Here is a 20705-nt window from a genome sequence, read left to right as displayed (position 1 = left end):
CTCTGGCGCCATCGCCTTCTCTTCGGCCAAGCTATCGGGCGCTGGCCGACAACCTCGACAGCGAAGCCCTGATCACTCGCCTGCTGGACTGGGTACCGTGTCCCTAGCACCCCGCAACCACCCCGATATTGCCCTGCATCTGGACCAGTTGCTGGCCATTCGGCTGTGGGCGCGGCGCGGCCCAAGGGCCCGCATTCACCCCGCCCATCAGGGGCGGCTCGGGCGCATGCCCGGCCTCAGCTTTCGCGAGCTGCGGGCCTATCAGGCCGGGGATGAGGTGCGCCACATCGACTGGCGGGTGACCGCAAGGCTCGATCGCCCATACACTCGCCTCTACGCAGAGGAGCAGGATCATGCGCACTGGCTGCTGCTCGATCTCTCCCCCGCCATGTACTTCGGCTCAGGGCCGCAGCTCAAGGCGCGCCTGGGCTGCGAGCTGGCGGCAGCCCTGCTCTGGCAGGGAGAAAAACAGGCCAACACCCTGATCTGCCACGGGCGGGATCCCCAGATACAGCCCCAACGCGGCTCGCTGATGCCACTGCTGGAAAGCCTCTGCCACCACTACCGGCAGGGGCTGGACCGCGTGCCACTGCTGCACAGCCTGGCGCAGACAGTGGCGCGGCTCAGGCTGCCCCACGGCGCCCGCTTGACGCTGATCTGCGATCACCAACCCTGTGACGAAGCACTCGCACAACAATTGCAACTGCTCGGCAGGCGACACGACATCCACTACTGGCAGATCCGGGATCCGCTGGAGGCAGCCTTGCCCGAGCAAGGTCGGCTGGCGGTGCAGGCGGGTAAACAGAGCGGCTGGCTCGACGCTGGCCAAGCGGCCTTTCGGCGTCACTATCAGCAAGCGGCCGAGCAGGAGGCCTATCAGAGTCAGCAACAGTTGTTGCCGCTGGTGCAGCGCCTCTATCGACTCGACAATGGCCAGCCCTTGCAACGCCAATGGCAGGAGGGCGAATGCCGTCTGCTCTGAGCCTCATTCTGCACCTGACTCTGACCGGCTCGCCCCTCGCCGCTCAGTTGCGTGACATCCACCCGGGCCCGGCGCTCGGCAGCGCCATCGATCCTCGCCTGCTGGGATTGGGATGGCTGCTGGCTGCCTTGCTCTGCGCCCTGCTGATCGGGACCCTGGTGCTGACACTGTGGCGCCAGCGCCGCTGGGACCGGCAGCTGGACTGGCAAGCCGCCGATCTGGTGCCCCGCCTGCAGAGCGTGTTGCGCAGTGCCGCCCTCGCCCGCTGGCCCGAGGCGCGCACCCTGCAGGGGGAAGCCTGGCTCGCCTGGCTCGATGAAAAAGGGGGCTGCCGCTTTAGCGAGCTGGCGACGCACTGGCCTGGCTGGCTCTACGGCCAGGAGGTGCCCGATGCTCAGCAACGGGCGGCGCTGCGCCGTGCCTACCTGCGCTGGGGGCGCAGTTGTGTCAGCCTGCCGCAGTTACTGGCTCGGCCGAGCCGTTGGCACCGGCAGCATGGCGGAGGCACAAGGTGATCCTCGCCTGGCCCTGGTTTGCGCTCGCCCTGGTATTGCCGCTGCTGGTGCGCTTCGGTCTCCCGCCCCTTGCCGCCGATCGGCGGGGCCGGGCCAGATTAGCCCATAATGGTTTCCCCCTGCTGCTGCCCAATGCCGGGCAACCACTCTGGCGCATGGCGCTGTGCTGGTGCGCCCTGGTACTGGCCCTGTGCCGCCCTCAGTGGCAAGAGGTGCCGCTCATTCACTATCAGGCCAGCCGGGATCTCATCCTGGCGGTAGATCTCTCCGACAGCATGCGCACCCAGGACATGCTGGACGAGGGCGAGCAACGTGATCGCCTCAGCGCGGTTCGCCAGCAACTCAAGCAATTGATCAAGGCTCGCCCCGGCGATCGCATCGCCATCGTGGTGTTTGCCGATCATGCCTATCTGCTCTCCCCCCTGACCCAGGAGACCCAGGCTCTGCTGACCCTGACCAACGAGCTGGATTTTGATCTGGTGGGCCGCACCACGGCGCTGGGGAAAGCCATACTGCTGGCCCGCCAGCACGCCGAACCCGGCCGTCCCACCGCCCTGTTGCTGGTTACCGATGGCCGCAACACGGCGGGCAACGCGGATCCGCTGACCGAAGCCAAACAAGCGGCCGCCGCCGGCATGACCCTCTATACCCTGGGGGTCGGCGCCGATCCCGGCACCTTCGCCGAGGCCTTGCCCCAGAGCCAGAGCGATCCCAGCGCCGAGCTGGATGAACCCCTGCTGCAACAGCTGGCCCAGCTCGGTCACGGCCGCTATTTCCGTGCCCGCAGCCAGGCCGATCTCGCGGCCATCAACCAGACCCTCGACCAACTGGAGCCCAGCGCCAGCGCGCAGACGATCTATCGTCCCAACCAGGAGCTCTATCCCTGGCCGCTGGCGCTGGCCTGGCTGTTGCTGATGTGGCCAACCCACTGGCGCCGATTCTCCCTGCCGTGGCGCCGCCGGGGCCAACCACCGGAGCCACCCCATGCTTGACTCGCTGCGGGGGCCCTTATCATGGAGCTGATCCTGCTACGCCCGCTCTGGCTGCTGGCCCTGTTGCCCTGGTTGTGGCAGGGCTGGCGCCGACATCGCCAGCGCCCCCTGCTCGCCCCCGCCATGCAGGCGTATCTGCTGCCAAATCAAGGCCGTAGCCTCCCCTGGCTCTGGCTCGCCTGTCTGCCGGTGATCCTGGCCCTCAGCGGGCCGGCACTGCGCCAGCAGAGCCAGTCCATCGAGAGCCCCGCCCTCGATATCTGGTTGCTGGATCTCTCCGGCTCCATGCTGGCAGGGGATCTGCCACCGGATCGGGCGACCAGGGTGCGACTATTGCTACAAGACATGCTGGCCGAGGCCGGTCCCAATCCCATCGCCCTCATCCTGTTTGCCGGCGATGCCTACCTCGCCATGCCCCCCAGTCGGGATCATCAGGCCATTTCGCTGCTGCTGCCTGACCTGCGCCCGGCCATCATGCCCATCCCCGGCAGTGCTCCCGAGCGCGCCGTCGCGCTGGCGCTTGGCCAGATCCCCGCTGGCCAGCACGCTCGCTTGCTGCTCATCACCGATGGTCTCTCGCCCACCCAGATCGAGCGCATTGCCGCTCAGTGGCCTTGCCAGAGCACGCTGTTTTGCCAACACACCTCGACTGCTCGCCTCGATATTCTGCTGGCCAACGCGGGCAAGAGTGCCCTTCTCCCTCCTTCCGCCACCGCAGGATCCGGGCTTGGCAGTGGCTTGGGCCGTGAATTGCCGCCCCCCGATGGTGCGGCCATGCAGCGACTGGCCACTCAGCTGGGGGGAGATCTGCAGTGGCTGCAGGCCGGCATGCCGCGCTTCGCACCGCTGCCCATGAGCCAGACGCTGGCCGCCGATCACAACCAGGATCTCGGCCCCTGGCTGCTGCTCCCCTTGCTACCACTGGCACTGCTGGCCCGCGTCGGTTCGCTCTGGCTGTTGCTGCTTTGCCTCGGGGGTATAGTCAACTCGCCGCCATCGCAGGCCGCCGTGGCGTCGACGGCAACAACCATACAAGATCGCGAGGCCTGGCAGGCCTTCCAGCAGGGACATTATCTGCTGGCCGCCCGCAATTTTCAGGATCCCGTCTGGCAGGGTAATGCCTGGTACCGAGCCGGTGACTACGAGAAGGCCGCCTTGGCCTATGCCCGCGCCAGCAATGCGACCGCCCACTACAACAGGGGCAATGCACTGGTGCAGCTAGGCAATCTTCACGCTGCCGAGCAGGCCTATCTGGCCGCTCTGGCCCTGGAGTCTGGCCACGAGGATGCGCTCTACAACCTGGCCCTGCTGCGGGCCCAGCCTCCACAAGCGGCTCCCGCCAGCCAGGAGCCCAAACCCGTAGAAGCTCCCGAGCAATCTGCCGCCCCGGATCGGGCGCGGCCACCGGCGCCGCCAGTCTTGTTGTTGGAGCAACGACTGCGCAAGGAGGCCCAGCGCCGAGCTCAGGCCGCGCCATCGCTCAAACCGGAGGAGCCCTGGTGAGGCCATCCTTGCATTCGCTTATGGGACGACCCCGCTTCCGGGTACGGCACTGGCGAAGAGGCTTGTCTCTATCACTGGTCCGAGTGGGGGCCCGCATGCCTTTATATCATCGAGGGCAATGGCGGCATTGGCTGTTGCTCTGCTTTTTATTGATGGGCCAGGCGATCATGAATCAGGCGCTGGCAGCCTCGCCCAGGGCCGAGTTGCTGCCGGGGGCGAGTGAGGGAGACTGGCTGCTCATCATTGAGGCGGATGGGGAGCGGCGCAGCGATGAGCTCAACCTCACCCCGTTGCTGCGCCAGTTTGCGGTGGGCCGGGTGACATTGAGCCGCGTCACCACCGAGGTGCAGAGCCTGACCCGCTGGCAGATCCCCCTCAGTGTCGCCAGGGACACCAACCAGATCCCCGCCCTCACGCTGGGCAGCGAGCAGACCCCCCCCTTGCCGCTGCCCGAGCGCAACCAGCCTGATACAGCCAGCGCAGCCGCCTCGGTCTCGCCCGTCGAACTGCAAGCCAGCGTGCTCCATCAGGGGCCACTCTATCCGGGTCAGCCTTTCATCTATCAGTTGAGCCTCTGGTTACCCGACAACATGGAGGCGCCCAACCTCAGTGAGCCGAGCGGTAGCGGCTTCACCATTCGCCGCCTTGGCAACGATCAGTGGGAGTCCCCTGCCAGCCCCGGCATGCCCGGACGCCTGACCCGCAAATGGCTGCTACAGGCAAAAGAAACCGGCCTGCATCCGCTGGAATCCCCCCGCTTTGAGGGCACTCTATCCAGAGCGCGCGGCCAGAGTGACAAGTTTTCGGCCAGGGCGGCCACCCAGTTTGTGAAGGTGGACAAGGCCCCGCTGGAGCCGGTGGCCAGCACCCTGATCCTGCGCCAGCAGTTCAGCCCGGCGACCGGAGCCAGGGTTGGGGAGCCGGTGATCCGCACCCTGACCCTGGTGATGGAGGGAGGAGATGGCAGTCGCCTGCCAATGCCCCCCTTCACCGTGCCCAGCGAGCTGCGACTCAAGCCGGACGGAGAGCAGCAACAGGAGCAATTCACCGCCAAGGGGGCTCTTCGCTTCGAGCGCCAGTGGCGCCAAGCATTGACGGCCGATGCGGCGGGTGGTTACAGCTTGCCCGCCGTGGATCTGCCCTGGTTCAATACCCAGAGTGGCCGCATCGAACATGCTCGCTTGCCGGCGCAGACGCTGCGCTTTGAGGCCAATACCGAAGTGGCTACCACCTCTCAGGCCCCCCACGGCGAGAGTCTCTACTGGGTGCTGGCGGCGCTGTTGTTGCGGGCCCTGTGGCAACATTGGCCCCGCTGGCGGGCCTTTTATCACCTGCAGCGCGCGCTGGCCGCCAAGGAGCCTGACTCGGCCAGATGGGCCTTGTTGAGCTGGAGCGAGCGGCGCTGGGGAGGATCCCACCTGCATCTTGCCAGCCTGCCCTGCCATGGCGATCCCGCCATCGGCCCCTTGCTCGACGGTCTGGACAGGGCCTGTTTTTCCCCGTCCTCAGCCATCGACGGCGAGCCTGACTGGCTGGCGCTTGGCAAGGGATTATGCGCCTACGAAACTTTTGCGATAGCCTATAGCCTCAGGACACTGGCGCGGATGAGTCGCTGATCCGCCGCAAGCCACCGCAGATAAAAAGGAAGCCCAGCAATGGCGTTAGGTTTTTTTAGAAAAAAAAACTCCGGGACGGGAAAGGATCCCGCGACCACACCGGTCTATGGGGGTATGGCAGACAAACAAACCAAATACGAAGCCCTGGTGCACGCCCTGCATGCAGACATTTACCGCTATGCCTACTGGTTATGCCGGGATCCACAGGTCGCCGAAGATCTGGTGCAAGAGACCTTCCTGCGCGCCTGGAAGGCGATCGACAGCCTGCTCGACGACAAGGCCGCCAAGGCGTGGCTCATCACCATCCTCAGGCGAGAAAACGCCCGGCGCTTCGAGCGCAAGCAGTTCGATCTCATCGATCTCGATGAGCATCCACAGAGCGATCAGGATGCGCTGCACAGCGAGCAGGAGATGGAGAACGAGTGGCTCAGGCGTCATATCGCTCGCCTGCCCGCCGAATACCAGGAGCCCTTGCTGTTGCAAGTGCTGGGCGGGTTCAGCGGCGAGGAGATAGCGGCTCAGCTCGGCCTCAACAAGAACACCGTCATGACCCGGCTGTTTCGGGCTCGCAACCAGATCAAAGAGGCCATGGAGTCAGCAGCACAACAGAGAGGACACACGAATGGATGAGCTTGAGTTTCGCCGTCGGGCCATCGCCCATCCAATGGACACAGATCCTGCGTTCCTCGAGGCGGCGCAGGCTGCCCCCGCCAACCGCAAACATCTCGACGAGATGCAGCAACTGGATCGCCAGCTGCGTCGCACCCTCGAGGTCGAGGTGCCGGCGGGTCTGGCCGAGCGCATCCTGCTGCGCCAGGCGATGGAAGTCGACGATGATGTTGTCATTCCTCTGCCGCCGCCCCCCGCACGCAGCAGCTGGCGTCCCCTCGCCATCGCGGCCTCGGTCGCCTTCCTGCTCGGCATGAGCACCCGCTGGGTAAGCTGGCCGGTGCAGGCGCCCGCCGAACTTTCACTGGCACAAGTCGCCATGGCTCACGTCTACGGGGAAGAACCCTTCATCAAGGACGTGGACGAGAAGGTCAACCTGCAGACCATCAACGCCAAGATGGAGAAATACGGTGCCACCCTGATGGACATGCAGGGCATGAAGGTCACCTATGTCAATCACTGCGCCTTCTATCAGGGACCGGCCTTGCACATGGTGATCCAGGGCAAGATGGGACCCGTCACCCTGTTCCTGGTGCCCAAGCATGTGCCGCTCACCCTGCAGCCGCATTTTGCCGATGGCACACTCAAAGGGGAGATACTGCCGCTCAAGGGTGCCAACATGGTGCTGATCGGTGACATGCAGGAGCAACTGGCTCCGGTTGCCCAGCAATTGGAGTCACATCTGCACTGGTCCATTTAACAGACCTTAACCTTGGCTGACTGGCATTTTGCTCCGTCAGTATCACAGGCAGACAAGCCAGTTGTCTGCCTGTTCATCTCAACATCTCGACAATTCCCTGCTCATTGCCCGCCTGAAGTCACAAATCTGCCAATTTATTTAAGTGATACAAACGAAACCAATTGTTTACAATTTATCCAATAATGGATAAATTCGGCTAATAAAACGGCAAGTTAAAACAAATGATTAACACAATGGAAACTTTTATGTATTCTGCTGTCACTGGTCTGATTTCTTACCTCCTACCAGATCCATAGAATCACGCCAGAAGTGAATGGGAAGAAGCTTACATAACAACAGATCTTGTCGTGTATAGCGGCCAAAGAGCCGTGATATCGACAGAAAATCTGCTTACAAGAGAGAACACTATGACAACTGCCTTTTTCAAGAAAAGCCTGATCGCCGCGGCCGTGACCCTGGTCAGTACCCAGACCTTTGCTGCCGCGTTCCAGTTGAACGAGCACTCAGCCTCCGGTCTGGGTCGCGCCTATGCAGGGGAAGCCGCCATCGCGGACAACGCCTCTGTGCTGGCCCGCAACCCGGCCGCCATGACCACCTTCGACAAGATGGCGTTCTCTGTGTCCGGTACCTACATCAAACCTGATGTGAATGTTGAGGGTAACCTTTACGCGGGTCCACTCAATCGGGGTAATTCCAGCGAGGACGACATCGCACCGGACGCCTTCGTACCGGCGACCTACTTCATCCAGCCGCTGAACGATCAGTGGGCCTGGGGTCTGGGCCTGTTCTCCAACTACGGCCTTGCCACCGAATACTCCAAAACCTTCCCGGCTGGCGCCGGTGCCGGTGATACCGAGCTGTTGACCTTCAACATCAACCCGAACATCGCCTATCGCATCAACTCCAACTTCAGCATCGGCGCCGGTATCAACGCCGTCTATGCTCAGGCCGAGTTGAACCGCTACGCCGGTGCCCTGGCTGCCGCCATTCCTGGCGCCTCCTCTGACACCCGCCTGGCTCACCTGAAGGGTGATACCTGGGGCTTTGGCTGGAACGTCGGCACCCTGTATGAAATCAACGACAGCAACCGCCTGGCCCTGACCTACCGCTCCCAGGTAGACCTGAGCTTCGACGGCGACTTCCAGGGCGCCACCTCCGGCAACCGTGTGGTCGATGGCAACCTGAAACTGGATCTGCCGGCCCAGGCCGAGTTCGCCGGTTACCACCGTCTGAACCAGCAGTTCGCCGTGCACTACTCCGTCAACTGGACCGACTGGAGCGCCTTCCAGGAGCTCAAGGCCACCAGCAACGGCTGCGCGGGCGGTGTCTGCCTGCAGAAAGACGAGAAGTTTAAAGACTCCATGCGCTATGCCCTGGGCGGTACCTGGTACATCAACCCGGCCTGGGAAGCGCGTCTGGGCTTCGCCTACGACAACAGCCCGATCGAGCCGGAATACCGCAGCCTGAGCATTCCTGACTCCGACCGCGTCTGGTACAGCGTCGGTGCCACCTACCACATCGACCAGGACATGAGCGTCGATTTCGGCATGGCGTACCTGGACGGCAAGGAAGTGGACGTGAACGAAGGTGTGCGCAGCCACGCCGATGCACTGCGCTGGAAGGGTACCTCCCACGGTAACGCCCTGCTGGCCTCCGCCCAGTTCAACATGAAATTCTGATCCCGGGATCAGCAAAAAGAGCGCCCGAGGGCGCTCTTTTTTTATACCGAATGCACATTTCAGCGTACAGCTGTAGCAAACAGCTGTACGCTTTTCGTTTTTTATCAACCTGTTAGCCCCAACATCCTCAGCATTTAATCCCGTTTTGCCTTCAACGCCTCCGGCGCCGTTGCCTTACTGGTCATACCATATAAAATCCCGCCCCCAACCAAATAACAGAATGAACCATAAGTTCATCCAGGAAGAAGCTATGCATTCCCCCCTCAAACTCTCCCTCGTCGCCCTGCTGATGCTGTCGAGCCAGGCACAGGCGGCCGGCTTTCAGCTGGCGGAGCAATCGGCCACCGGCATGGGCCGCGCCTTCGCCGGTGAAGCGGCCATCGCCGACAACGCCAGCGTGCTGTCACGCAATGCCGCCGCCATGACCCGCTTCGATCGCACTGCCTTCTCCGGCGGCTTCATCTATATCCGCCCCGACGTCAACATCGAAGGTACGACCCGGGTGCCGACCGCCATGGGCCCCGTCAACCTGGATGCGAGTGCCCACGACATCGCAGGCTCGGCCTGGGTGCCCAATGCCTATCTTATCGTGCCGCTCGGCGAGCAGTGGCGGCTCGGCCTCGCGGCCACCTCCTACTATGGCCTCGGCGTCGAGATGCCGGACAACTACAACGCCGGTCACTTCGGCAATGTGTCCGACATCAAGACCATGGATTTGAGTGCCTCGCTGGCCTATCGCATCAACCAAAACTGGTCGGTGGGTGGCGGGCTCTCGGCCATTCAGGGTGAGGGCGAAGTAGGCGGCACCTTCCCCTCCAACAACAAGATAGCCAAGCACCTCCAAGGGGATGGCTGGGCATTGGGCTGGAATCTGGGCACCCTGCTGGAGCTGTCTGAATCGACCCGCATCGGCCTCTCCTATCGCCACGACGTCAAGCTGACCCTCTCTGGCGACGCCATCGGCACCGATCTGCAGGGGCGTACCTTCACCGACACCGGCAGCCTGGAGTTGCCACTGCCCGCCACCGCGGAGCTGGCGCTGTTCCACCAGCTGACCCCGGCCCTGGCGCTGCATTCGAGCATCAACTGGACCAACTGGAGCAAGTTCGTCCAGCTCGAATCCGAGCTCGATCATTACGGCACCATGCACATCAAGGATGAACACTGGCAAGACAGCTGGCGCTATGCCCTGGGCATGACGTATCAGCTGGCGCCCCAGTGGCAGTTGCGCTCCGGGGTCGCCTACGATCGCAGCCCGGTGCCCGCCGATCGCCGCACCATCTCCATCCCGGACTCGGATCGGATCTGGTACAGCGCAGGCGTCGGCTATCAGTGGGATCGCAACTTCTCCCTGGACGTCGGCCTGACCCTGCTCGATGGCAAGAAGGTCGATGTGACCGAAACCATGCAGCTCAAACCCGGCGTGCCACAGACCAGCTCCAGCTTCCAGGGCACCTCGGAAGGGGACGCCTGGCTGGCCGGTCTGCAGCTCAACTACCTGTTCTAATTCAGCAAGATCTCATCAAACACTATGCCAGTTGTTGACCGGTTCGGTCCGGCTAGCACTGGCATAGTGATCCGCTTCACAATAGAATCAACCCAGCACCCATGCTGGAGAGATGCATGTATTCCTATGTAGCAAGGCAGCCCATCCTGGATCGGGAGTTGAACACCCACGCCTATGAGCTGCTGTTTCGCGACAGCCTGGATAACGTGTTCCCTCCGATCTCCGCCCAGCAGGCAACCGCCCGGCTGGTCGTCGAACAGTTCCTGCAACAGAACATCGATCAGCTGATTGGCGGCCGCCCCTGCTTCATCAACTTCCCTCACTCCTTGCTGCTCGAAGGGCTGGCCGAGTGTTTGCCCCAGGAGAAGGTGGTCATCGAGATCCTGGAAGATGCCACGCCGGACGATGCGCTGCTTGCCAAGGTAGTACAGTTGAATCAACTGGGTTATCGCATGGCGTTGGATGACTTCACTCTTTCCTTGGACTGGGATCGCTTTTTGCCCTATGTCCACATCATCAAGTTCGACCTGAGGGCTACCTCCCTCGCCAGCATCGAAGCCTTCATCGCGAGTCACCGCCACCTGCCGCTCACCTATCTCGCCGAGAAGGTGGAAAACAAGGCGGAGTTTGAGCGGATGAAGGCGCTGGGAGTCGCGCTGTTCCAGGGTTTCTTCTTTAGCCGGCCGCAGATGGTGCAACAGACCACCAGCCACCCGGATCAGTTAATGGTCATGCACCATGAGCCGTCGCTCAAGCACCTGATTGAAAAAGTCCTGCACAAATAATGGCGTAGCGAAGACTCGTTCGTTTATTAGCCACTCCCCCATCAGGCACAGTAAAGACATAAAAAAATGCCCCTCGAGAGGGGCATTTTTTGTGTCAAGCGTGAGCGGCTTAGAACAGCATATTGAACTGGACCGAGGCCAGGAAGGCATTGCCTTCGTTGTTGCCTTCGAAATAGAAGGGCTGGCCCGGGTCGTTGTTGTGGATCCCCTCCTTCACCTCGCTCGCTTCGCCATTGATATAGGTCATGCCGATGTCGATGCTCTTGGTCTCATCGAGGTGATAGGTCGCCCCCGCGCTGTACCACCACTTGTCTGCATCGGGCAGACTGATGGTGGCGTGCTCGCGCTGTACGGCTGACTCGTCATAGGCGACGCCGACGCGCGCCTCCCACTGCGGGTTCACATACCAGGTCGCGCCGACCGCGTAGCGCATCGCATCCTGCAACTGCTCGTTCTTGCTCAGGCAGACGCCGCCCGGCAGGCTGCATTGATCGCTGGTTGCTTCGAGTTTGTCAAAGGCACTCCAGTCGGTCCACATCACCGAGTAGTGCAGGGCAAATTGCTGATTCAGGCGGTGGTAGCCGGAGAACTCGGCGATGGCGGGCATGGGGATATCGACCTTGGCATCGGCCTTATAACCGGGTGCGCCAACGGCGCCGGTGTAATCCCCCTCCAGCTCCACATCGATCTGGGAGCGGTAGGTCAGCGCCAGGCGGTTATCCTGGTTGATCTCGAACAGGCCACCGACGTTCCAGCCCCAGCCGTTGCCGGCGCCATCGAAGTTGGCCAGGGTATTGTGAGAGCCATTGGGGTTCGCATTGGCGTTGACCCTGTCCACATACCCGCTGGCGATGGTGTAGTTGACACCGGCCCCCAGGCTCCACTGCTCGTTGATGCGATAGGCCACATTGGGGTTCAGGTTGACACTCATCAGCGAGGTCTCACCCGCCAGCAAGCCTGCTGCAGGATTGCTGCCAGCACCGAAGCTGTCGTCGAAGCGCGTGCCCAGACCATAGTTGGTCATCATGGCAAAACCGACGGCCCACTGCTCGTTGATGGGCTGGATCATATAGGCGGCGGGCACCACGGCGTTGGGGCCGGCGTTGCCATGGCTGGCCGCGGTGGAGCCAAAGCGAGAGACAAATTCACCGTCCACACTGTAATCCGGATCCACCATGGTGGCGGCGACGGAGACGGCGGTCTTGTCGAACATCATCATGGCGGCCGGGTTGCGGCCCAGCACGGACGCGTTGTCGGCAATGGCTCCCTCACCCGCGAAGGCGCGGCCGAGGCCGGAGGCGGAGTGTTCGTTGATCTGAAAGCCAGAGGCTGAGGCATGGGTGGCGAGCAGTGCCAGCGCGCTGGCAAGGATGCTGAGCTTGAATGGGGTGGTCATCAAAGGTTCTCGTTTACGCACCCATGGCGGGCGATGAGCATCACGGCGGCCTGGGCGACGCGATGCAACAGTGCCCTGAGTCATGGGAGTCAAGGCAAGAGCGGCAAAAATAGATGCGCATAGTAGGGAGCCTCCTCGCGACTGCAAATCAGACCAGTCTCCATATTGGCCGCCAAACTTAATACCGGCTGAATGATCGCAAATAAGCCTGTCTTTCCGCTGATAAACGGGCTTTTCGCTGCACGTTTTGGATAGCGCGAACGGTGAGCAGACCATCAGGACAGACTGGGAAATTGTCACCCAGAGCCGCCATCGACCCCCGGGTGAGGAAACATGGCTTAGTAGCCGCCCATGCGGCCCCCGGGCCAATTCGACAATGTGGAAATCAGAGAGTGGAAAAGTGAGAGGAAAAGAGAGAAAAGAGAGAAAAGAGAAAAGAGAAAAGATAACGAAGGCAAATAACCCGTCCGTGTCATCAACTTCCAGGCTCAATGCCGATGCCGCCTCGGGCTGGTCGGCATTGAGCCCCTCGTCTCAGCCCAGCTCGATGGCCACGGCGGTGGCCTCCCCGCCCCCGATACAGAGGCTCGCCACCCCACGCGTTAACCCGCGGGCACGCAGGGCGTGGATCAGGGTCACCAGGATACGGGCGCCGCTTGCGCCGAGCGGATGACCCAGGGCGCAGGCGCCGCCGTTCACATTCAACTTGTGATGGGGGATCTGGCAGCCCGCCATGGCCAACATGCTGACCATGGCGAAGGCCTCGTTTACCTCAAATAGGTCAACTTCCTCCACCGGCCAGCCCACCCGCGCCAGCAACTTCTCGATGGCGCCGATGGGCGCACTGGTGAACTCCGCTGGCAGGGCGGCGTGGCTCTGATAACCCGCAATCCGCGCCAGCACCGGCAAGCCCAGTTCGGCCGCCGTCTCGGAGCGCATCAGCACCAGCGCCGCCGCCCCGTCCGAGATGGAGCTGGAATTGGCCGCCGTGATGGTGCCGGCCTTGCTGAACGCGGGTTTGAGTTGGGGGATCTTGTCGGGCCTGGCCTTGCCCGGCTGTTCGTCATCGGCCAGCAACGGCTGATCCCCCGCCATGACGGGGGCAAGCTCGGCCGTGAAGGCGCCGCTCTGCTGGGCCGCCAAGGCCCGCTGGAGCGAGCTGATGGCAAAGGCATCCATGTCGGCCCGGGTCAGCCCGGCCCGATCGGCGCTGATTTGGGCGTAATGGCCCATCAGCTGCCCCTCGTAGGCATCCTGCAAGCCGTCGAGAAACATGTGATCCAGCAGGCTCCCATGGCCCATGCGATAACCGGTGCGGGCCTTGTCCAGCAAATAGGGCGCCCGGCTCATGCTCTCCATCCCCCCCGCCACCACCACCCGGGTCTCGCCGAGGCGCAGGCTGTCTGCGGCCAGCATCACCGCCTTCATGCCGGAGCCGCACACCTTGTTGAGGGTGGTGCAGGGCACGCTGTCGGGCAATCCGGCCTTGAGCGCCGCCTGACGCGCCGGCGCCTGGCCGAGCCCGGCGCTCAGCACATTGCCCATGTAGACCTCATCGACCTGCTCGCCCCTAAGGCCGGCCGCCGCCATGGCCGCCTTGATGGCGCAGGCACCGAATTCGGGGGCACTCAGCTCGCTCAAGGCGCCCTGAAAGGCCCCCATGGGGGTACGCTTGGCTGCCACTATCACTATGTCCATCGGTCACACTCTCCTTGTTACATGGAGATAACATATGCCGTCACCGGCACAGGAACAAGACTTGCAGGGAAGTTGACGTTTGGGTAAGGTGCAAGCCTGCATTGACAACCCAGATGGCAGCCAAGTCAGCCTTATGAACAGAGACGACACCCGGACCTTCAGCATCAGTGAACTCGCCCGCGAGTTTGACGTGACCACCCGCAGCATCCGCTTCTATGAGGATCAAGGTCTGCTGAACCCGACCCGTCAGGGCCAGACCCGCATCTACAGCCGCCAGGACAGGGTACGCCTGAAGCTCACCCTGCGTGGCAAGCGTCTGGGCTTCAGCCTGGCGGACATTCGCGATCTGTTCGATCTCTATGACGCCGACAAGAGCAGCCGCACCCAGCTGCAGACCATGCTGGGGCTGGTGGCCGACAAACGGGAAACCCTGCAGCAGCAACTGGAAGACATCAAGATGGTGTTGCTGGAACTCGAGGCCGCCGAGCAGCGTTGCCAGCAAGCTCTGGCTCAGCTCTAGCCTTCACATCTCCTCGCGCCTTTCATCGAGAACGGCGCCCATAAAAAAGAGGGAAGCAATTGCTTCCCTCTTTTGCATTCAGTGATGATCACCATGACTGGCAGGCTGGGCCGTGACTCAGGCCTGCTTGCTCCAGCGATCCGGATCGTAATCCGGGCTGTAACGGTCGACGATGATGGCACAGGCCGCGTCGCCGGTGATATTGAGCGCGGTGCGGATCATGTCAAACAGGCGATCCAGTGCAAACAGCAGCGGCAGCCCTTCGATGGGAATGCCCGCCGCCAGCAACACTGCCACCACCAGGAAGCTCGGCCCCGGCACCCCGGCCTGGCCGATGGCCCCCAGGGTCGAGGTGAGGATGATAGCGGCCCAGGCCCCCATGCTCAAGTCGATGTTGTAGACCTGGGCGAAGAAGATGGCGACCAGACCGTAATAGATGGCGTTGCCGCTCATGTTGATGGTGGCGCCGAGGGGCAGCACGAAGGAGGCGGTGGCGTTGGTGACCTTCAGCTCCTGCTCGCAGGTCTCCATGTTGACCGGCAGGGTCGCCATGGACGAGGCTGTAGAGAAGGCCACGATCTGTGGCTTCTTCATCGCCGAGAAGTACTTGCGTACTGGCGTGTTGGAGAAGAGCGCGATCAGCAGCGGATAGACCACGAAACCGAAGATCAGGATGGCGCCCACGTAAACCAGGAACAGCTTGAGCACCAGGGTCAGCACATCGAAGCCGTAGGTGCCGATGGCATCGGCCATCAGGCCAAACACCCCGATGGGAGCAATCAGCATCACCTTGTTGATCATCCACACGAAGGCGTCGACCAGGGTGTTGAGTCCGTCGGTAATGGGCTTGGCGCGCTCGCGGGGCTGCTTGGCCAGGGCGATGCCGAGGAACATGCAGAACACCAGGATCTGCAGGATGTTCGCCTCATTGAGGGACTGGAACACGTTGGTCGGGATCATGCCAAGCAGAGTGGCGATGGCGTCCGGCAATGCCCCCTTGTCGGCGTAGTCGCCGGAGAACATGGTCCCCATGGCGCTAAAGTCGACCCCGACCCCGGGTTTGAAGATCTGACCCATCACCAGTGCCAGCAACACCGCCAGCGCCGAGGTGCCGAGGAAGAAGGCGAGCGTGGTCGCCCCTATCTTGCCCGCGGCCGGGCTGGCGCCGAGGTTGGCGGCCCCGGACAGGATGGCCACCGCCACCAGCGGGATCACCAGCATCTTGATCAGCTGGATGAAGAGAGTACCGAGCGGCGCGAAGACGGTGGCCTGCTCGCCCATGAGCGCACCGGCCAGGGCCCCCAGTATCATGGCGACCACGACCTGGAAGCCAATGTTATTGATTAATCCTTTTTTTAACACAGAATGTTCCTTAAATGAGCAACTACTGACTATTTACTAGTGCAATTGACTACCCAGAGTAATAAAACCGCCTCATTACCCTGAGGTCGCGTTTTATCTCATATTTATTCATCGTTTAACATCCTGTTTCCTGAACGTAACTAATTTAGTCTCTTTCCGACAAAACTGAGACTCAGAAGAGGCATCGTTGTTTTTCCTTGTTTCACCATGACAACGGCCAAAAAAATGTGCTACGTTGGCTTGGCAAACGTGCATACAGGGAAGAAAAGATGCTGAAAGTTAACGAGTATTTCGATGGAAATGTTAAATCTATCGGTTTCGAGCAGAAAAATGAGAAATCCACAGTCGGCGTGATGGATGTGGGCGACTACCTGTTCAACACCGCCGCCCCCGAGCGGATGACGGTGGTCAAGGGTACCCTCACCATCCAGCTGGCCGATGAAGATGACTGGCACACCTATGGTCAGGGTCAATCCTTCGAGGTCGCCGGCCACTCCTCCTTCAAGCTGGCGGTGAAAACGCCGACTGCCTATCTGTGCGAGTTCCTCGACTGAGTTCCTCGGCCGGATAGCACTCTGAGTGCAAGCCATGGGGGCAGACCCGCTCCCCTGGCTTATTCAATCCAGCCCTTCCCGCCTCATTTCCACACCGCCATCACAAGCCGCCATTTCCCCTCTTTTCATCGACTACAAAAAATTTACAATGTTTAGACGAAACCCATCATCGGAGTACGTCATGATCAGTGTCTTCGACCTGTTCTCCATCGGAATTGGCCCCTCCTCCTCCCACACCGTGGGGCCGATGCGGGCCTCCTGTGCCTTCGTCAATGCGGTCAAACAGGCAGGACTCCTCTCCCAGACCGAGCGGGTCGTCGTCGAGTGCTACGGCTCCCTCGGCCAGACTGGCAAGGGCCATGGCACCGGCAAAGCCATCATCCTGGGATTGGCGGGGCTGGAGCCGGAATCGGTGGATATCGAAGCCATTCCGGGCTTCCTCGAGCAGGTAGAGCACAACCAGACACTGCGCCTGGCGGGAGAGCAGCCAAGCCATTTCCCCCGGGTTGGCGCCATCATCTTCAACCGGCGCAAGACCCTGCCCGCCCACTCTAACGGTATGACATTGCGCGCCTTCAAAGGGGAAGCCCTGCTGTTTGAGCAGACCTACTACTCCATCGGGGGTGGCTTCATCATCGAGGAGAGCCACTTCGCCAATGCCAAGGAAGAGGCGGCCCGCTTCGATGCAGAGCACCCCATCCCCTATCCGTTCGAGAGCGGCGCCCAGCTGCTGGCGCACTGCAAGGAGAGCGGCCTCTCCATCTCCGGCCTGATGCTGGCCAACGAGAAGGTGTTTCGCAGCGAAGCCGAGATCAAGGCGGGGCTTCGCAAGATCTGGCAGGCAATGCAGGGCTGCGTCGAGCGCGGCTGTCGCAGCGAGGGCATATTGCCGGGCGGGCTCAAGGTGAAGCGCCGTGCCCCCGCCCTGTTTCGGCAGCTCAACGGCGAGACCAACTTCAACAAGGATCCCCTGATGGTGATGGAGTGGGTTGACCTGTTCGCCCTGGCCGTCAACGAAGAGAACGCCGCCGGTGGGCGGGTGGTGACGGCGCCGACCAATGGCGCCGCCGGCATCATCCCGGCTGTGCTGCACTATTACGATCGCTTCGTGCGCAAGGTGGACGACGATCTGTTGCTGCACTACTTCCTCACTGCCGCCGCCATCGGCATCTTATATAAGAAGAACGCCTCCCTGTCGGGGGCCGAGGTGGGTTGTCAGGGCGAGGTGGGCGTCGCCTGCTCCATGGCCGCTGGCGCCCTGGCCGAGCTGCTTGGCGGCAGCCCCGCCATCGTCGAGAACGCCGCCGAAATCGGTATGGAACACAACTTGGGGCTGACCTGCGATCCCATCGGCGGCCTGGTGCAGGTGCCCTGCATCGAGCGCAACGCCATGGGGGCGGTCAAGGCGATCAACGCCGCCCGCCTCGCCCTGCGTGGCACTGGCGAGCACAAGGTGTCGCTGGACAAGGTGATCAAGACCATGTGGGAAACCGGCAACGACATGAAGACAAAATACAAGGAAACCGCCCGCGGCGGCCTCGCCGTCAACATCACGGAATGTTAACTCGAGGTAACGCGGTAGCGTTTGACACTCCCATACCCGGCCCGTCCGGGTATTTTTTCGCAAAACGTTTGCCAAGCGCTTAACAAATTGGATAACCATCAAAATTAATTTTATACTCGCGCCTTAGATTCAACAAAAATAGATCTGTTTCAACTTTTTTTAGGTTTTGAACCGTTACACTACGGTTATCTGGTTCATTGGCCTTGTGAAGACAGACCCGTCCCATGGATCACCCCCTTTCTGCGAGCGGGCATGGCGCCCCCTTCTACCCTGAGGTAATTGTTACATGATCAGCGTTTTTGATATCTTCAAAATCGGTGTTGGCCCCTCCTCTTCCCACACTGTCGGCCCGATGAAAGCAGCCAAACAGTTTGTGGATGAACTGCGTGCTGGCGGCAAGATCCGTGACATCACCCGGATCCAGGTTGACGTCTATGGCTCCCTCTCCTGGACCGGCAAAGGTCACCATACCGATACCGCTATCATCATGGGTCTGGCCGGTAACCTGCCGGAAAATGTCGACATCGACGGCATCCCCGAGTTCATCTCCCGCGTCGAGCAGACCGGTCGTCTGCCCATCGGGCTGCACTGCCACACCGTCAGCTTCCCGCGCGATGCCATGGTGTTCCATGATGAGGCCCTGCCGCTGCACGAAAACGGCATGAAGCTGACCGCCTTCATCGAAGACGAGACCGTCTACAGCAAGACCTATTACTCCATCGGCGGCGGCTTCATCGTCGACGAAGAGAACTTCGGCAAGGCCGACAGCGGCGACATGTCCGTCAGCTATCCGTTCAAGAGCGCGGCCGAGCTGCTCGCCCACTGCAGCCAGACCGGTCTCTCCGTTTCCGCCCTGATGCTGGAAAACGAGAAGTGCTTCAATACCCCGGAAGAGATCTACAAGAAACTAGGCAAGATCTGGACCACCATGCGTGAGGGGATCGAGCGTGGTTGCCGTACCGAAGGGATCCTGGCCGGCCCGCTACGCGTCCCGCGCCGTGCCGCGCCGCTCTATCGTCAGCTGACCACCAACGAGCATCTCTCCAACGATCCGATGAACATCGTCGACTGGGTCAACATGTTTGCCCTGGCGGTGAGTGAAGAGAACGCCGCCGGTGGCCGCGTGGTGACTGCGCCGACCAACGGCGCCGCCGGCATCATCCCGGCCGTACTGGCCTACTACGACAAATTCATCCAGCCGGTGGGTCGCGACGAATACACTCGTTTCTACCTGGCCTCCGCCGCCGTCGGCATGCTCTACAAGATGAATGCCTCCATCTCCGGCGCCGAAGTGGGCTGCCAGGGTGAAGTGGGCGTTTCCTGCTCCATGGCCGCCGCCGGCCTGACCGAACTGATGGGTGGCAGCCCTGAGCAGGTGTGTGAAGCCGCCGAGATCGGCATGGAGCACAACCTGGGTCTGACCTGTGATCCGGTCGCCGGTCAGGTGCAGGTCCCCTGCATCGAGCGTAACGCCATCGCCGCCATGAAGGCCGTCAACGCATCGCGCATGGCGCTGCGTCGCACCTCCAAGCCGCGCGTGTCGCTGGACAAGGTGATCGAGACCATGTACATCACCGGCAAGGACATGGACTCCAAGTACCGTGAAACCTCTCGTGGTGGCCTGGCCATCAAGGTGATGCAAGTGGCTTGTGATTAAATCGCGACGGTGACATGCAAAAAAGGCGGGATATCCCGCCTTTTTTATTGCCTGTTATTTGCTAACGCCAATGAGATTCTCACCGTCGATATTGCCAGACGAAGCTTGCTTATTTCAGCGATGGCGACGTTGGGCTGGCACTATTATTCAACGATTACTCCACTATGCGATCGGCCAAGGTTCCGACCGCCACCACGAAATAATGGGAGCGATTCCAGTGGCGCAGCACCCGATAATTGTCATAGGCGAGATAACTGCGGCCATGGACGTCGTCCGGCCGAATGAGGGAGGCTTGCATGGCCACCTTTGGCAGCGGTGAGCCATCATGCTGGCGCACCCCGAGTGCCTGCCAGGCTGAGAGCGGCTTCTTGGTCTCCAGCCCCAGCAGCGCCGGGGCGAGGGAGTCCGGTACCTGCACGCGCCGGCCCCAGGTCTGCTCCTCCTGCCAGCCGTTCTGATGCAGATAATTGGCTGCCGATCCAAACACATCGGCGAGATTGCCCCACAGATCTTTTCTGCCATCCCCATCTTGATCGACCGCGAATTTGAGGAAAGACGAAGGCATGAATTGCACCTGTCCCATGGCGCCCGCCCAGGATCCCTTGAACGCAGCCGGGGTCACGTGGCCCTGCTCCAGGATCCGCAAGGCATCAAACAGCTGCGCTTTGAAAAAGGCCTCGCGCCGTCCCTCCCAGGCCAGGGTCGTCAACGACGATATCAAAGGGAAATGACCGGTCAATTTGCCGAAATTGGTTTCGATGCCCCACAAGGCGACAATAAAACGGGGTTGTACCCCATATTCATGGCCTATTTTGGTGAGCAGCGGCAAATGCTGACGATATAAGGCTTTCGCCTGATTGATTTTCCATTGCGGAACGGCGCGGGGAATATAGCTATCCAGCGTCAGTTTAAATTCCGGCTGGTTTTTGTCGTGCTTGATGGCGGGTTCGATGACCCGGATATCGGCAAAGGCCGCCTCGAGAGTGGCGGCCGGGATCCCGGCCGC

Annotated in this window: 17 protein-coding genes and 1 pseudogene; 14 read left to right on the top strand and 4 right to left on the bottom strand. The window is 61.4% G+C overall.

Going from position 1 to position 20705, the window contains the following annotated elements:
• Positions 1-97 precede the first annotated feature (97 nt).
• The 10 genes and pseudogenes from BN1137_RS01810 to BN1137_RS01765 all read left to right on the top strand — a co-directional run.
• Positions 98-982, top strand: coding sequence for a DUF58 domain-containing protein (locus BN1137_RS01810; protein WP_050716960.1), 885 nt, complete (start codon positions 98-100; stop codon positions 980-982).
• Positions 967-1497 carry a DUF4381 family protein gene (locus tag BN1137_RS01805; RefSeq protein ID WP_050716959.1) on the top strand — a complete coding sequence of 177 codons (531 nt, stop codon included), beginning with the start codon at positions 967-969 and terminating at the stop codon, positions 1495-1497. Before BN1137_RS01810 ends, BN1137_RS01805 begins: the two co-directional genes overlap by 16 nt.
• On the top strand, positions 1494-2489 hold the full coding sequence (locus tag BN1137_RS01800; RefSeq protein ID WP_050716958.1) for a VWA domain-containing protein: 996 nt from the start codon (positions 1494-1496) through the stop codon (positions 2487-2489). The genes BN1137_RS01805 and BN1137_RS01800 overlap by 4 nt, the downstream gene beginning before the upstream one ends.
• Positions 2490-2510: 21 nt before the next feature.
• Positions 2511-3992: a vWA domain-containing protein gene (locus BN1137_RS01795; RefSeq protein WP_050716957.1), complete on the top strand. Its 1482-nt coding sequence runs from the start codon at positions 2511-2513 to the stop codon at positions 3990-3992.
• 167 nt (positions 3993-4159) lie between these two features.
• Entirely contained in the window at positions 4160-5608 is a 1449-nt protein-coding gene (locus tag BN1137_RS01790; RefSeq protein ID WP_083443339.1) for a BatD family protein, read from the top strand.
• Between the two features lie 39 nt (positions 5609-5647).
• Complete coding sequence (locus BN1137_RS01785; RefSeq protein WP_083443333.1) at positions 5648-6238, top strand: sigma-70 family RNA polymerase sigma factor; 591 nt, start codon at positions 5648-5650, stop codon at positions 6236-6238.
• Entirely contained in the window at positions 6231-6977 is a 747-nt protein-coding gene (locus BN1137_RS01780) for a DUF3379 domain-containing protein (protein WP_050716954.1), read from the top strand. The genes BN1137_RS01785 and BN1137_RS01780 overlap by 8 nt, the downstream gene beginning before the upstream one ends.
• A gap of 407 nt (positions 6978-7384) precedes the next feature.
• Positions 7385-8656 (top strand): outer membrane protein transport protein, encoded by a 1272-nt coding sequence (locus BN1137_RS01775; protein WP_050716953.1) that lies wholly within the window; start codon positions 7385-7387, stop codon positions 8654-8656.
• 250 nt (positions 8657-8906) lie between these two features.
• Complete coding sequence (locus BN1137_RS01770; RefSeq protein WP_050716952.1) at positions 8907-10163, top strand: outer membrane protein transport protein; 1257 nt, start codon at positions 8907-8909, stop codon at positions 10161-10163.
• A 116-nt stretch (positions 10164-10279) separates the two neighbouring features.
• Positions 10280-10897, top strand: a pseudogene (locus BN1137_RS01765) (EAL and HDOD domain-containing protein); the annotation flags it as partial.
• Between the two features lie 160 nt (positions 10898-11057).
• Here BN1137_RS01765 and BN1137_RS01760 read toward each other — a convergent pair.
• Both BN1137_RS01760 and BN1137_RS01755 read right to left on the bottom strand, forming a co-directional pair.
• A complete protein-coding gene (locus BN1137_RS01760; RefSeq protein WP_050716951.1) occupies positions 11058-12344 on the bottom strand; it encodes an outer membrane protein transport protein in 1287 nt (428 codons plus the stop codon).
• A 534-nt stretch (positions 12345-12878) separates the two neighbouring features.
• Entirely contained in the window at positions 12879-14042 is a 1164-nt protein-coding gene (locus tag BN1137_RS01755) for a thiolase family protein (protein WP_050716950.1), read from the bottom strand.
• 133 nt (positions 14043-14175) lie between these two features.
• Between BN1137_RS01755 and BN1137_RS01750 the strand changes: the two genes are divergently transcribed.
• Positions 14176-14562, top strand: a complete 387-nt coding sequence (locus tag BN1137_RS01750) for a MerR family transcriptional regulator (RefSeq protein ID WP_050717129.1) — start codon at positions 14176-14178, stop codon at positions 14560-14562.
• 117 nt (positions 14563-14679) lie between these two features.
• On the opposite strand, the gene BN1137_RS01745 is transcribed toward BN1137_RS01750, so the two are convergent.
• On the bottom strand, positions 14680-15924 hold the full coding sequence (locus BN1137_RS01745) for a dicarboxylate/amino acid:cation symporter (protein ID WP_050716949.1): 1245 nt from the start codon (positions 15922-15924) through the stop codon (positions 14680-14682).
• Between the two features lie 269 nt (positions 15925-16193).
• On the opposite strand from BN1137_RS01745, the gene ppnP reads away from it, so the two are divergent.
• The 3 genes from ppnP (at position 16194) to BN1137_RS01730 (ending at position 19699) form a co-directional block, all read left to right on the top strand.
• Positions 16194-16478 (top strand): pyrimidine/purine nucleoside phosphorylase, encoded by a 285-nt coding sequence (ppnP, locus tag BN1137_RS01740; protein WP_050716948.1) that lies wholly within the window; start codon positions 16194-16196, stop codon positions 16476-16478.
• 181 nt (positions 16479-16659) lie between these two features.
• A complete protein-coding gene (locus BN1137_RS01735; RefSeq protein WP_050716947.1) occupies positions 16660-18042 on the top strand; it encodes an L-serine ammonia-lyase in 1383 nt (460 codons plus the stop codon).
• Between the two features lie 286 nt (positions 18043-18328).
• Positions 18329-19699 carry an L-serine ammonia-lyase gene (locus tag BN1137_RS01730; RefSeq protein WP_050716946.1) on the top strand — a complete coding sequence of 457 codons (1371 nt, stop codon included), beginning with the start codon at positions 18329-18331 and terminating at the stop codon, positions 19697-19699.
• Between the two features lie 154 nt (positions 19700-19853).
• On the opposite strand, the gene BN1137_RS01725 is transcribed toward BN1137_RS01730, so the two are convergent.
• The coding region (locus BN1137_RS01725; RefSeq protein ID WP_050716945.1) for a lytic murein transglycosylase at positions 19854-20705 on the bottom strand (852 nt) is incomplete at its 5' end.

It is taken from the genome of Aeromonas tecta (genome assembly GCF_000820185.1).
GTDB lineage: Bacteria > Pseudomonadota > Gammaproteobacteria > Enterobacterales > Aeromonadaceae > Aeromonas > Aeromonas tecta.
Note: the sequence above shows the minus strand (reverse complement) of the source record. Positions and strands in the feature narration are given on the sequence as shown.

What these genes read in the sequence shown, in the direction of transcription:
- BN1137_RS01735 (WP_050716947.1), top strand. Translation starts at nt 16,660, where the DNA reads ATGATCAGTGTCTTCGACCTGTTCTCCATCGGAATTGGCCCCTCCTCC.
- BN1137_RS01770 (WP_050716952.1), top strand. Translation starts at nt 8,907, where the DNA reads ATGCATTCCCCCCTCAAACTCTCCCTCGTCGCCCTGCTGATGCTGTCG.
- BN1137_RS01780 (WP_050716954.1), top strand. Translation starts at nt 6,231, where the DNA reads ATGGATGAGCTTGAGTTTCGCCGTCGGGCCATCGCCCATCCAATGGAC.
- BN1137_RS01730 (WP_050716946.1), top strand. Translation starts at nt 18,329, where the DNA reads ATGATCAGCGTTTTTGATATCTTCAAAATCGGTGTTGGCCCCTCCTCT.
- BN1137_RS01775 (WP_050716953.1), top strand. Translation starts at nt 7,385, where the DNA reads ATGACAACTGCCTTTTTCAAGAAAAGCCTGATCGCCGCGGCCGTGACC.
- BN1137_RS01760 (WP_050716951.1), bottom strand. Translation starts at nt 12,344, where the DNA reads ATGACCACCCCATTCAAGCTCAGCATCCTTGCCAGCGCGCTGGCACTG.
- BN1137_RS01750 (WP_050717129.1), top strand. Translation starts at nt 14,176, where the DNA reads ATGAACAGAGACGACACCCGGACCTTCAGCATCAGTGAACTCGCCCGC.
- BN1137_RS01805 (WP_050716959.1), top strand. Translation starts at nt 967, where the DNA reads ATGCCGTCTGCTCTGAGCCTCATTCTGCACCTGACTCTGACCGGCTCG.
- BN1137_RS01755 (WP_050716950.1), bottom strand. Translation starts at nt 14,042, where the DNA reads ATGGACATAGTGATAGTGGCAGCCAAGCGTACCCCCATGGGGGCCTTT.
- BN1137_RS01785 (WP_083443333.1), top strand. Translation starts at nt 5,648, where the DNA reads ATGGCGTTAGGTTTTTTTAGAAAAAAAAACTCCGGGACGGGAAAGGAT.
- BN1137_RS01790 (WP_083443339.1), top strand. Translation starts at nt 4,160, where the DNA reads ATGAATCAGGCGCTGGCAGCCTCGCCCAGGGCCGAGTTGCTGCCGGGG.
- BN1137_RS01795 (WP_050716957.1), top strand. Translation starts at nt 2,511, where the DNA reads ATGGAGCTGATCCTGCTACGCCCGCTCTGGCTGCTGGCCCTGTTGCCC.
- ppnP (WP_050716948.1), top strand. Translation starts at nt 16,194, where the DNA reads ATGCTGAAAGTTAACGAGTATTTCGATGGAAATGTTAAATCTATCGGT.